Annotated in this window: 14 protein-coding genes and 1 riboswitch; of the genes, 3 read left to right on the top strand and 11 right to left on the bottom strand. The window is 40.2% G+C overall.

What is annotated here, in order from left to right; translation table 11 throughout:
• Window positions 1–53 precede the first annotated feature (53 nt).
• Window positions 54–662, top strand: coding sequence for a DNA-3-methyladenine glycosylase (locus tag LJC66_RS10830; RefSeq protein ID WP_098525120.1), 609 nt, complete (start codon window positions 54–56; stop codon window positions 660–662).
• Window positions 663–730: 68 nt separating this feature from the next.
• Here the strand turns inward: LJC66_RS10830 and LJC66_RS10825 are convergent, their stop codons facing one another.
• The 5 genes from LJC66_RS10825 to LJC66_RS10805 all read right to left on the bottom strand — a co-directional run bounded on the left by LJC66_RS10825 (window position 731) and on the right by LJC66_RS10805 (window position 5,622).
• Window positions 731–1,699 carry a sugar phosphate isomerase/epimerase family protein gene (locus LJC66_RS10825; protein ID WP_195694191.1) on the bottom strand — a complete coding sequence of 323 codons (969 nt, stop codon included), beginning with the start codon at window positions 1,697–1,699 and terminating at the stop codon, window positions 731–733.
• Between the two features lies 1 nt (window position 1,700).
• Entirely contained in the window at window positions 1,701–2,705 is a 1,005-nt protein-coding gene (locus LJC66_RS10820; protein ID WP_034275886.1) for a Gfo/Idh/MocA family protein, read from the bottom strand.
• A gap of 12 nt (window positions 2,706–2,717) precedes the next feature.
• A complete protein-coding gene (locus LJC66_RS10815) occupies window positions 2,718–3,743 on the bottom strand; it encodes a Gfo/Idh/MocA family protein (RefSeq protein WP_098249833.1) in 1,026 nt (341 codons plus the stop codon).
• Between the two features lie 32 nt (window positions 3,744–3,775).
• Window positions 3,776–4,501, bottom strand: coding sequence for a ThuA domain-containing protein (locus LJC66_RS10810; RefSeq protein ID WP_230932527.1), 726 nt, complete (start codon window positions 4,499–4,501; stop codon window positions 3,776–3,778).
• 89 nt (window positions 4,502–4,590) lie between these two features.
• Window positions 4,591–5,622: a LacI family DNA-binding transcriptional regulator gene (locus tag LJC66_RS10805; protein WP_029321510.1), complete on the bottom strand. Its 1,032-nt coding sequence runs from the start codon at window positions 5,620–5,622 to the stop codon at window positions 4,591–4,593.
• Between the two features lie 251 nt (window positions 5,623–5,873).
• On the opposite strand from LJC66_RS10805, the gene LJC66_RS10800 reads away from it, so the two are divergent.
• On the top strand, window positions 5,874–6,449 hold the full coding sequence (locus LJC66_RS10800; protein WP_116515902.1) for a cell wall hydrolase: 576 nt from the start codon (window positions 5,874–5,876) through the stop codon (window positions 6,447–6,449).
• Between the two features lie 30 nt (window positions 6,450–6,479).
• Here LJC66_RS10800 and LJC66_RS10795 read toward each other — a convergent pair whose 3' ends face one another.
• From LJC66_RS10795 to LJC66_RS10785, 3 genes are all read right to left on the bottom strand, one after another.
• A complete protein-coding gene (locus tag LJC66_RS10795) occupies window positions 6,480–7,814 on the bottom strand; it encodes a sodium-dependent transporter (protein WP_230932526.1) in 1,335 nt (444 codons plus the stop codon).
• Between the two features lie 176 nt (window positions 7,815–7,990).
• Entirely contained in the window at window positions 7,991–8,173 is a 183-nt protein-coding gene (locus tag LJC66_RS10790) for a hypothetical protein (protein WP_013056847.1), read from the bottom strand.
• Between the two features lie 302 nt (window positions 8,174–8,475).
• Window positions 8,476–9,222, bottom strand: coding sequence for a TspO/MBR family protein (locus LJC66_RS10785; protein ID WP_195694201.1), 747 nt, complete (start codon window positions 9,220–9,222; stop codon window positions 8,476–8,478).
• Between the two features lie 235 nt (window positions 9,223–9,457).
• Window positions 9,458–9,556, top strand: a riboswitch (TPP riboswitch).
• Between the two features lie 95 nt (window positions 9,557–9,651).
• Between LJC66_RS10785 and tenA the strand changes: the two genes are divergently transcribed.
• On the top strand, window positions 9,652–10,341 hold the full coding sequence (tenA, locus tag LJC66_RS10780) for a thiaminase II (protein WP_013056845.1): 690 nt from the start codon (window positions 9,652–9,654) through the stop codon (window positions 10,339–10,341).
• A gap of 28 nt (window positions 10,342–10,369) precedes the next feature.
• On the opposite strand, the gene LJC66_RS10775 is transcribed toward tenA, so the two are convergent.
• From LJC66_RS10775 to LJC66_RS10765, 3 genes are read right to left on the bottom strand one after another with little or no spacing between them, the layout of a single operon-like run.
• Window positions 10,370–11,770, bottom strand: coding sequence for an aldehyde dehydrogenase (locus tag LJC66_RS10775; RefSeq protein ID WP_195694203.1), 1,401 nt, complete (start codon window positions 11,768–11,770; stop codon window positions 10,370–10,372).
• A gap of 13 nt (window positions 11,771–11,783) precedes the next feature.
• Entirely contained in the window at window positions 11,784–12,086 is a 303-nt protein-coding gene (locus LJC66_RS10770) for an ArsR/SmtB family transcription factor (protein ID WP_057243764.1), read from the bottom strand.
• A 12-nt stretch (window positions 12,087–12,098) separates the two neighbouring features.
• Window positions 12,099–12,878: an SDR family NAD(P)-dependent oxidoreductase gene (locus tag LJC66_RS10765; RefSeq protein ID WP_230932525.1), complete on the bottom strand. Its 780-nt coding sequence runs from the start codon at window positions 12,876–12,878 to the stop codon at window positions 12,099–12,101.
• Window positions 12,879–12,982: the final 104 nt, after the last annotated feature.

Genomic DNA, 12,982 nt, shown 5'->3' with positions numbered 1-12,982 from the left:
AGGTGCGCATAACAGCGTGAATGACTCTGTTTTGAAAGGATGGACTACAGCAAATGACGCGTTCTCTTTTAGCAATTGAACCACTTCCTCTTTTATTTTATCAACAGCCTACACTTGAATTAGCTCAGTCGCTGTTAGGATGTCTTCTTGTTCACGAAACGGCAGAAGGAACTGCATCTGGTTTTATTGTAGAAACGGAGGCTTATAAAGGGCCTTTCGACCGAGCAGCTCATAGCTTTAATAACCGGCGCACAAAAAGAACGGAGGTAATGTTCGGTCCTCCTGGTCATGCCTATACGCATACAATGCATACACATTGTTTACTCAATGTTGTAAGTAGCGACATCGATTGCCCAGAAGGCGTCCTCATTCGAGCTATTGAGCCATTTAGCGGAAAAAATTTGATGAAAAATAGACGTCGAGGGATGGAAAATGAAATAAATTGGACAAACGGTCCTGGGAAACTAACAAAAGCGCTAGGGGTTTCAATGGATTTGTACGGTCATGATTTAACTAGCCCTCCTCTTTATATTGCTCGTGGCTTCACTCCTTCAGAGATTTCCGCCGGACCTCGCGTTGGCATTGATAATTCTGGTGAAGCGAAGGATTACCCTTGGCGCTTTTGGGTTACCAATCACCCGTTTGTATCGAAGTTCAGGTGAACAAAAGACGAAGTGATTTATTAACGAAAATAAAAGAAGCACCTCTTTTTAGAGATGCTTCTTTTTGCTTACGCCCACCACATTTGTGAGGGAGTTTCTTCAATTAATACACTTTGTAAGTTTGTAACCGCGCGTTTAAATCCTTCTTCAATCGACATGATTGGATCTTCATGCTCGATGCTGACTACATAGTCGTATCCGTATGTGCGGAGTGCACTCATCATATCAGACCACTCTTTCACATCATGTCCGCATCCTACGGATCTAAACGTCCATGCACGCGTTTGGACTTCTCCGTATGGCTGCATATCCGTCAGTCCATACATATTAATATTATCCTGGTCCAAGTACGTATCCTTTGCATGGAAATGATGAATCGCATTTTCTTTTGCTAAAATTTTAATAGCTCCTACCGGATCAATTCCTTGCCACCATAAATGACTTGGATCAAGGTTAGCGCCAATCGCTGGACTTGTTTTTTCGCGAAGCTTTAGCAGCGTATACGGAGTATGAACTAAAAATCCACCGTGAAGTTCTAAACCAATTTTCACGTTATGCTCCTCCGCTAGCTCTCCGATTTCTTTCCAATAAGGAACAAGCTTATTTTCCCACTGCCAATTCAATACGTCTCCATACTCGTTAGGCCAGGGAGTAACAGGCCAGTTTGGGTACTTCGCTTCTTCGTGATCTCCTGCCGTTCCAGAGAAGCAGTTAACCACTGGAACACCTACTAGTGATGCTAGTTGGATGGTCTTGCGAAGCGTTTCGTCAGATTCTTTTGCAAAACGTGCCTCAGGTGAAATAGGATTGCCATGGCAGCTGAATGCACTGATTGTAAGTCCGCGGTCTTTTATCTGCTTCATATAGGCTTCTCTTTTTTGTTCATCTTCAAGCAGCTCATCTAACGGACAATGACTGTTTCCCGGATAGCCCCCCGTTCCGATTTCAACAGCATGAAGACCTGCTGCTTTTACTTTATCTAACATCTCTTCAAAAGAAAGATCCGCAAATAAGACCGTGAATACTCCAAGTTTCATTTTAATTTCCCCCTGTGCGATATATTTCGTCAATAATAGCTGAGACTTGAAGCGCTTCTTGTGGCTTTACCACTAATTCAGCATTTCCTTTACACGCTTCAACGAAATTTTTAGCCTGACTTAGGCTGTAATCATCTTCTCCATCTATCCAAGGTGACGTACTGTTCATGAGCATACCGTTTTTAGACGTGTATAGTTCAAACGGAAACACGCTTAAACCGCCATCTACCCCTGATATGCTTACGTGCTCTTCATCATCTTCGATATTAGCAGCCCAAGAAGTTTCTAAAAGAAGCGACGCTCCATTTTCAAATTTAATATAGGCCGTTACATGATCATCCACGCTGAATGCTTCATGATCAAATGCTCCCCATTGATTTAATTGGTTAGGCGTTTTACTCAGGTCATTATAGGTACTTCCCAGCACTTCAGTATGCTTTGGGTTTCCCATCAGCCAAAGCGTTAAATCAAGCAAATGGCAGCCGTAATCAATTAAGCTGCCTCCTCCTTGAAGATCTTTGTTCGTAAATACCCCCCAACCCGGAACCTTTCGGCGACGCATTGCTCTGACACGTGCAACTAATGGGCGCCCTACCTCTGTCATCATTTTTTTCGCTGCCTGTGCTTCTTTCATGAATCGGTAATGATACGCAATCGCTAACTGCTTACCTGATTCTCTAGCAGCAGCAAGCATTTCTTCACCTTGCTCTTTAGACATCGCCATTGGCTTTTCACATAGGACGTGAACGCCTGCTTTTAGCGCTTCTACTGCAAACTCTGCGTGAAATTTATTCGGTGTACAAATACATACAGCATCCACTTCTTTAAACATATCTTTGTAATCAACAAATACGTGAGGGATATTATGCTCATTGGCTACCTCTGTGGCTCTTTCACTATTAATATCGCTAAGCCCCCAAATCACACATTCATCACCCAGCTGTTTGAATGCCGGAATATGCCTGCTTACAGCAATCCCTCCTGCTCCGATTATGCCAATTCTCACGTTTTTCACCTCTTACACGCGCGTAATTTGTTTCGTTTGACTTGATTTTAAAGCTGCTAAAATAACAGCAAGTGATTTTAATCCTTCTTCACCAGGAACAGGAGATTCTTTATCTTCTGCAACTGCATCTACAAATTGTTCAATGACGTGAGAATTACCTTGGCCGCCCTCATCGTTCGACTGAATTTTTCCTAATTCATAGTTCACCACTTCACCCGTTGCATATTGTGCAACTAATGAATACGTCGGGTCGTCCTCCAAACGAAGAATCCCTTTCTCTCCGTAAACAATCGTGGAGTTATCTTCTTTTCCATTGTAAGCCCAGCTTGCCGCAAGCGTCCCGATAATCCCGCTTTCCGTTTTTAATACGCACACAGCATTGTCGTCTACATTTGCAAAGTCTTTTGCATTGCTTTCTACAAATGCACCGACTTCTACAATTTCTTCATTCAATATGTAGCGGAGCATATCGGTTTTATGAACGCCTAAATCCCCCATAGCCCCAATAAACGCTTCGTCTTTTTTGAAGAACCAGCTGTCTTTTCCGTCCACGCTCCAACCTTCAGGACCACCATGGCCAAAAGCCGTACGGAAACTGTAAATTTTACCGATTTCCCCTTTTTCAATAAGTTCACGAGCTTTTTGATGAGAAGCTACAAAGCGCTGATTATGTCCGATCATTAGTTTTTTACCGTTTGTTTTTGCTGCTTCAATCATGGCTTTCGCTTCTTCTTCTGATGTTGCCATCGGCTTTTCACACAGGACATGAACTCCGCTGTTTAACGCTGCAACCGAAATAGGCGCATGAAGATAATTGGGCGTACATACGCTCACTGCTTCCACTGTACCGCTTGCTAAAAGTTCTTCATAGTTTGTGTAAGCTTTTACACCGTACTGCTGTGCTACGCTGTTTGCACGTTCTGTGTTTATATCGCAAACGGCTACTAATTCTACTTGTTCATTCATCTTATATTCTGGTAAGTGACGGTGTTGCGCAATGCTTCCACACCCAATAACGCCAATTTTTACTTTTGCCATCTTCCCTATCCCCTTTGCTTAAGCATTATTAATTAGTTTTTAACAGCGATTGATTCAAGCGGTTGCGCATTGCCATAAACAGGACGTTTTCTCTCTGCTGGCTTCGCCCATTTAATAGCATTCATAATGACACGCTGAATGTCTTTGTTATGGTATGTTGGGTATGTTTCATGTCCAGGTCTGAAATAAAATACTTTTCCGTTTCCGCGTTTGTACGTGCAGCCGCTTCTGAAAATTTCTCCGCCTTCAAACCAGCTCGTGAAAACCAGTTCATCAGGTGCTGGAATATCAAAGTGCTCTCCATACATTTCTTCGCGCTCAAGCTCGATAAATTCACCAATACCTTCCACAATCGGATGACTCGGTTCTACTACCCACAAGCGCTCTTTTTCATCTGCTTCACGCCATTTTAAGTCGCAGCTTGTGCCCATTAACGTTTTGAAAATTTTAGAAAAGTGACCTGAGTGTAAGACAATAAGCCCCATACCGTCTAGCACGCGCTGCTTTACTTTCTCAACGATCTCATCTTTTACTTCGTCATGTGCTAAATGACCCCACCATACTAAAACATCCGTTTGATTTAATACTTCTTCAGTCAACCCGTGTTCTACTTCGTCTAATGTGGCGGTGTGCGTGCGAAACCCTCCTTCTTCTAAAAAAGAAGCGATGGCACCATGGATGCCTTCAGAGTAAATTTCTCTTACAACCGGATTTTTCTGTTCATGACGATTTTCATTCCATACTGTAACATTAATCATTTTCATATCCCCTTTTTTTGTGAATGCTAACTTATATCCCCTTTTTTTATAAACGCTAAACTTTGGTTAACCGGTTAACTTACTGTGATTCACCCGCGCTTAGCAGTCGAATCTCGAATAATAAGTTCAACCGATAACTTCACATGCTGCAGCGTGCTGAAACGGTGTTCAATTGCTTGAATAACAGACGTAGCGGCGACGACTCCTTTGTTAAATACATCTTGACGAATGGTTGTTAGACTTGGAGATGCATAGCTGCTAAACGTTATGTCATCAAACCCTACGATTGAGTAGTCCTGCGGAATTTTTTTCCCCTTTTCTTGCAGTGCTTTCATAATCCCAAGCGCCAGCGTATCAGAGGATGCAAAAACCGCCCGAATATCCTTATGATCTTGCAGCAGCTTGTTCCCTAAATTGTAACCGTTATCAAAAGAACTTTCGTTCACTTCAAAAACAAATGTCTTTGATGGTGTAATGCCCGCTTCTTTTAATGCTTTCTCGTAGCCTATATACCTTTTTTTATCCACTGGACTATTGACGAGGTGATGCGCAACAAACGCAATTTCTTTGTGCCCCAAATTCACTAAATGTGTTGTAGCTAGATATCCTCCATACTCATCGTCTACGGAAATATGATGATAATCACGTTCGTACCTTTCGTATGTATCTACTAGCACAATCGGATTCGATAACGCTTTCATTTTCTCATACAATCGATGAGGGAAGGCTCCTAAAAACAGAAGACCATCAATATTTCTCGTTCGAATCCATTTTAGGCAATCAGCTGGGCTACTCGCTCCAGATATGACTAGATCATAACCATGCTTACGGATTACATATTCAATTCCACTAATCATTTCGCTGTAATAATGGTTATCTTTAAATATAGTAGAAAGTGAATCATCTGTAAGCGGGAACATAACGCCAATCATATTTGACTTTTGTTTCGAAAGACTAACGGCGGTTAAATTTGGTTCGTAGTTTAATTCTTTTACCGCTGTTAAAATTCGCTCTTTTGTTTCATCGGATACTTTGTTAATTCCGTTTAAGACGTAAGATACTGAAGCTGCAGACACCCCTGCATGCTTTGCTACATCACGAATCGTTATCTTTTCTCCCATAAAATCTCTCCAGTTAAACGGTTAACTATTTACTCGTTCATTATAATTCACTCCTTTATTATCAGTCAACGTATTTTTTTAAATTATCTGTTAACTATTATAATATCTTCCTAGATTGGTATGTTTTAAGCAGTGACAAGATGTATTGACACCTGTTAATCTTTGAAACGTACATATAAAGTTCGGTGCACAGCACGCACCGATCCGTGATAAAAGGGGCGTTCAAAAGGATTTCAGGAGGTACTTACTTTATGTTTAAGAAACTAGCAATTATTGGAGCACTAGCAGTTCCTATGTTCGGCATGAGTCACGGGGCAAATGCCGCTGAAACAACTCATCGCGTAAAATCCGGAGAGACTCTTTACAAGATTGGCGCTGAATACGGCGTTACGGTTAAACAGTTAAAAGAAGCGAATCACAAATCTACCGACTCTATTAATGCAAATGAAACATTAACAATCCCTAACTCTATTAGCGAAAGTGATAAAGATCTGTTAGCTCGCCTTGTACAAGCTGAAGCAAAAGGCGAACCTTACGCTGGCAAAGTGGCTGTAGCAACAGTCGTTTTAAACCGCGTGGATAGCGATTCTTTCCCAAACTCTATTCATGATGTCATTTATCAAGGTACACAGTTTACACCTGTACAAAACGGTGAAATTAATAAAGCAGCGGATGCTGAAGCAAAAAAAGCTGTAAATGAAGCACTAGCTTTTAGAGGTCAAGGAAAAGGTTCGTTATTCTTCTTTAATCCAGATAAAACAAGCGACCAATGGCTTCGTCAAAAACAGGTTACGATTACAATCGGAAATCACGTTTTTGCAAAATAAACAAAAAAAGCACTCAGATGAGTGCTTTTTTTAATATGCAACAAGTAAGCTTAATAGAACAGCTATAATAATAATAGGCAATACGTATTTAACTAGAAAGAACCATGTGTTGAATAATTTAGCGCCTTTTGTACTTCCTGAAATAAACTCTTCATACACGGCTTCTTTTTTCATTTTAAATGTCACAAAAATCGCAATGGCTAAACTTCCAAGAGGCAGCATTAAGTTGCTCACAAAAAAGTCAGCTACGTCAAATATACTTCTGCCAAAAAGTGAGACATGTTTTAGTACACCAAACGAAAGCGCTGATGGGATACCTACCACAAACACAAGAATCCCTGATAAAGAAGCGTAGCGAGTTCGTTTTGTCTGATCGTCTTTGGTTAAAGCAGCTACGATAATTTCCAGCAGTGAAAAAGCGGACGTAAGCGTAGCGAATAGAAATAAAATTAAAAACAGTGCTAAAAAGACGGTACCAAACGGCATTTTCTCAAATACTGTTGGCAAGACCACAAACAAAAGTCCAGGTCCTTCAGTTGGCTTTAATCCAAACGAAAAAACGGCTGGAAAAATAGCCAAGCCCGCCAGCAGCGAAACAAACAAGTTCAAAATAGCAATGGTGCCAGCTGAACGCGTCAAGCTTACTTTTTTCCCTAAATAAGAGCTATATGTCACCATGCAGGATAAACCTACGCAAAGCGAGAAAAACGACTGACCAAGCGCATAGAGAACAGATGACCCTGTAATGGCTGAAAAATCCGGTTTCAAAAAGAACTTTACTCCGTCCATTGCTCCGTCTAACGTTAAAGAACGCACCACGATAATGATAAAACAAATAAATAACAGCGGCATCATGTATTTATTAGCACGCTCTATTCCTTTTTGTACGCCTTTTGAAATAACAAACACTGTAATTAGTAAAAACAGCGCCTGTGCACCTAATACTACATAAGGTTGGCTAATGACGGCATTAAACAACGGGCCGTACTCTTTTCCGCTTAGCATACCGGTTACGCTCATAATCGTATATAAAATCACCCAGCCGCCAACGACGCTGTAAAAGGAAAGCAAAACGACACAGCTTAGTACTCCCAGCCTGCCAATCCATACCCAAGCGGATTTTGGAGCAATTGCCTTATAAGCACTAATCGCTTCTTTCCCCGTATGTCTTCCAATGATAAATTCTGCCAACAGAAGCGGCAATCCAATAAAAATCGTAAATAAAATAAACAACGCAAAAAACGCTCCACCGCCACTGGTTCCCGTTACGTATGGAAACTTCCATATCGCTCCTAGACCAATTGCTGCCCCAGCAGATGCTAAAATAAAACCGAGGCGTGAAGACCACTGATTTCCTTTACTCATATAATGTTACTCTCTCCTCTTCTAAACTCAAAACTCACCTGATTAGTACTGTACCATAAATGCAGAAGAAAATCATTCCCGTTTTACTTTTTTCTATAAAACGATATCTATATAGAATAGAAAAAATGAAGAAGCAGCTGCTTCTTCATTTTAAGGTCGGTGTTTCTATTCAAAATTTATTCTCTGTACGATGATTCATCTCCACGGTAGGCTTCTTGATTTGAAATTTCTTCAATATGCATATGCCCTTCTCTCTCTAAACGAAGGACCGTACGCTCTGCATCTTCATAGCTCTCGCACGTCACTTGTTTATATTCCATATCATCTTTATCTGTGTAGGCGACTAAATATGTTTCCATTTTAACTCCTCCTATATAACCTGTATGTAACGTATGTTGCCTTTTTCGTTTATTTCTAAACATATAGGCTCCAAACATAAAGCCTAGCATACTATAATAGCGGAACTTCAATTTAAAAAAGTTGAATTTTTCATTATGCGCCGATGCAACATGGAGGTTACACTTATGACATTTATTTTATCATTCGTACCAATTGTTGTTCCTTTTGGTATTTTAATTAGCTTAATTGCTTTTACAGCTGCTTTTTTACAATCAAAAGAGCATCATAAAAAGCTCTAGCTTACAAAAGCTAGAGCTTCTTTTTAAAAACGTCTATAGCGTTTAATCAGTCCCACAATAATGGCAATTGCTAATAAAACAATCGAAATGATAACAGTAATGACAATTGGCTGATTTCCACTTTGCTTCACTGCAATGGCAACATAAGCCCAGATAAAAACAAGCGGATAAACAGCGTCTCGGTTTTTTAATGTAAACACAATGCCCAGCGCAGCTCCTACCAGCAGCATAATGATCGTCCATGCTAACTCGTTTAGGCCAAGCAAGCGCTGTATTCCATTTGCTTGAAATACGACAAACACATTGACGATAGTCGCAACAGAAATCCATCCAAGATAAAGCGAAATTGGCAGACGCATAAACCATGTCGTCATCCGAGAATGCTGAATAATGGAATACACAATCATTAATGTACCTAAAATAAAGAGCATAACTAAAAGGGATAACTTATAGTAATCGTTTTGGAAAATAAAGATCCACGCACTATTTAACAAACAGTTTAGAAAAAACCAAATGCCGATACGTGCATATATTTCCTTTTGATCTTCTCTTGCAAAAAATTGGCGTATAACCCAAATGGTTAATAACAAATAAATAACGCCCCAGATAGCAAAGGCATAACCCGCTGGTGTAAACAACGTAGGAACTTGCGCAGAAGCCTCTGCCGTTGTTTTTCCTCCTATTGGAATGGCATTTGCTAAATAATTCACAAGCAGTGTAATAGCCAAGCCTACTGCATTTAATATAGCATACAAACGAAATTTCGCCATTTTGTTCTCTCCTTTCTTCTATTTATATGGGAATGTTTCGGAGACGAAAACGGCTCTTCCCTTCATTAATACCTCTTCTTCCCTAAAAATATGCATTTTTAAACAAAAATGATTAAAAATAGCTTTAAGAAGCTCCCTCTTTAAGAAATTTAAGAAATAAAAACGGTTAGCGCACATTTTCCCATAACGCTTTCTATTTTTCAGAATATATGGTAAGTTAAACATAGATTAATAGGAAGTCCACTAGGGGTGCCCACCGGCTGAGACAAGTTTTCTTGATCCCTTTGAACCTGATCTGGCTCATACCAGCGTAGGAAAGTGGCAATGTTCAGTTTTTTACTGTCCTTTGCCACTCCGTTTATAAACGGAGTGTTTTTTATTTCCTTTATGTGCTTGTTTGTGACTTCCTCATATTAAAGGAGGATTTTGATGTCATTTTCATCTCAATTAAGACAAGAAGCAAACTATATTTACGAAGCCATTTTTAACCATCCTTTTATTAAAGGAATTGCTGAAGGAAACGTGCCAAAAGAAGCGCTGATTCACTACGTTTCTCAAGATTACGAATACTTAACAGCATTTGTTCGCATTTACGGCGCTGCTTTAACAAAATGCCGCACGCGTACCGAAATGGAAGCCTTTAATGCCGGCATTTCTACGGTATTACATAGTGAAGTACATCCTCACAATAATTTTTGTGAAGTAGCAGGCGTACGTTATGAAGACCTTCACACTGAGACGCTTTCACCGACGGCCAGCCACTACATTAACCATATGACAAGTGTTGCGCACACAGGCAGCTTAGCGGAAATCATTGCAGTGCTTCTTCCATGTCCATGGACGTACGTTGAAATTGGCCAGCGCATTACAGAACAAGTAAATCCATCTCCTTCTCATCCTTTTTATGAATGGATTCAGTTTTATAATAATGAAGAAATGAATGGCACAACACAATGGTTTTGTAACAAGCTTGATGAACTCGCCGAACAAGCGACTGAAGAAGAACGTAACCGTATGAAAGATCACTTCATCAAAAGCTGTGAACTGGAGTATTTATTTTGGGAAATGGCATATACCCAAGAAAAATGGCCGCTTTCTCAGCTTTCACTTTCAAAATAACGAAAAAGCCTCCTGTCAGGAGGCTCTTTTATTTCAATAATTTTTTGATCATTTTCAAGCTTTGTTTTTCCGAAGGATAGCGGAATGACAAATCAAACTTGGTTGTTTGAGACAGCATGCTTTTAAAATGAGTGAATGTCTGAAAGCTGTCTTTTCCATGATATTGACCCGTGCCGCTTTCTCCCACTCCGCCAAACGGCAAATATGGCGTAGCGATATGCATAAGCGTATCGTTTATACAGCCTCCTCCAAATGAAAGGCGCTCCGTTATGACGTTTTGCACATCTTCACTTTCTGTAAATAAGTAAAGAGCTAACGGCTTAGCTTTTTCTTGAACTTTATGAATGACTTCGTCTAGTGTTTCATATTCAATCATAGGAAGAATAGGTCCAAAGATTTCTTCTTGCATAACATCTGATGTCCAGCTTACTTCACTTAACAACGTAGGTTCTATTGTTAGCGTGTCCTTATTGTACCCGCCTCCAACTATAGCATTTCCGTCTTTTAAAAACTCAACTAGCCGAGTAAAATGGCGCTCACTGACAATACGGCCGTAGCGGTCGCTTTCAAGCGGATTGTTACCGTAAAATTGAGAAATTGCTTCGCGAAGTTTTTCTACAAGCTGCGCTTTTACCTTTTTATGCACGAGCAAATAATCGGGAGCAACGCACGTTTGGCCTGCATTCATCCCTTTCCCAAACATAATTCGCTTCGCTGCAAGATCTAGATTTGCGTCTTCATGTACAATGCACGGACTTTTTCCGCCTAGCTCAAGCGTGACGGGGATAAGCTGCTTCCCTGCTTCTTGCATAATAATTTTCCCTACATTTACACTTCCCGTAAAGAAAATATAATCAAGGGGCTGTTTTAAAAGCAGGCTTGTCGTGTCTACAGCCCCTTCAACCACCGTCACAAATGCTGGGTCAAAAGCTTCAGCAAGTAATTCTTGTATAACGCGAGATACGCTAGGCGTTAGTTCAGAAGGTTTTATAATCGCCGTGTTTCCAGCGGCAATCGCTCCTACTAAAGGAGACAGTGCTAATTGAAACGGATAGTTCCACGGAGCAATAATTAACGCGACTCCATACGGTTCAGGAACAATTTTCCCTTTAGAGCCCACATGTGTTAAAGCGGTTTTTACTTTTTTAGGCTTCATCCATTTTGCTAAATGCTTAAGCGTAAACCGAATTTCCTCTAGTAAAATCCCAATTTCCGACGTGTACGCCTCTACTTCAGATTTATTTAAATCTTGTTTTAAAGTATCCATAATTCTCTGCTCGTTTTGTTTGACTGCGTCTCTTAGCTTTTTCAGCGCTTGAATGCGGCTGCTGATACTCTTTGTCTTTTGCGCATAGAAGTATTGTTTTTGTGTAGAGACAATATGCTCAATGACCGTTTCATCTGTGATATAAAATTGCTCGTGGTTCATCTCTTTCATCTCCCTATAAACATTCGCTTTCAACTGTAGCAAGCAAGTTTTTTAATAGCTCAACTGCCTCATTTAAAGCTAATGAATAATATCTCTGCGTTCCTTTTTGCTCAATTTGCACAAGCTTTTGATCGCGTAAAATTTTCAAATGATGAGAAATTGCCGGTCGTGATAGCGTAGACTCGTTTGCAATTTCATTTACGGTTAAAGGCTCTTTTTCCGCGAGCAGCAAAATAATATCTTGTCTTGCTGAATCACTTAGCGCCTGAAAAATAGGAATGCTGGCACGAAATAACTCGACTGCTTTTTCACTCATATAGATTCCCCTTTATTTAATTTCTTGTGTTCTTCGGACAACGGATGTAAGCCACTTTCTTGGCACGAAGCGCGGGATGAACGTGGCGAGACGAAACTGCACTCCTGGTACGATAACCGTCTGCCCTTTCATAAATTTTTTATAGCCAACTTTCGTTACTGTTTCTACATCCATTGCACCGCTTTGAAAAAGCTTGGAGCTGCTTAGCTGGGCGCGGTCGCTAAAACCCGTTTTAGTTGGACCCGGGCATAGAGCGCTTACCGTTACATTGGTACCTTTTAATTCATTTTCAAGGGCCTCTGTGAAAGACAATACGTACGCTTTTGTTGCATAATACACCGTCATAAGCGGACCCGGCATAAATGCAGCAACGGACGCAATGTTTAAAATTTTACCGTGATTTCGTCTGACCATATCCGGTAAAAATAATTTTGTTAAATGAGTTAATGATCGGATATTTAAGTCAATCATATTTAACTCGTCGTCTAAAGCTGTTTCAATAAATTTGCCGTATAGTCCAAAACCAGCATTATTCACTAAATAGTCAACGTGCATTTTTTTATTTTTAAGTTCTTCATATAGTGACTGTATCTCTTCTTCTCTTGATAAATCCTTAACAACCGTTATCACGTCAATATTATAAGTAGATTTTAAATTCTCTCTAATCGCTGTTAGTTTATCAGCGCTTCTGGCAACTAAAATTACAGGATGCCCATCCTTTGCGAATTGATAAGCTAACTCTTTACCTATTCCTCCGGACGCACCGGTGATAAGTGCATAATGCTGTGACATAGTGTTCACTCCTTATGTTTATATGTTCAAGAACTTAAACGTTTAAACTTATCTTATAGGATTCATTTTTTCCCGTCAACTGTTTTCTATACTCTCCTTTTCTT

This window comes from Priestia sp. TSO9 (assembly GCF_021029645.1).
GTDB classification, from domain to species: Bacteria; Bacillota; Bacilli; order Bacillales; family Bacillaceae_H; genus Priestia; species Priestia megaterium_E.
Note: the sequence above shows the minus strand (reverse complement) of the source record. Positions and strands in the feature narration are given on the sequence as shown.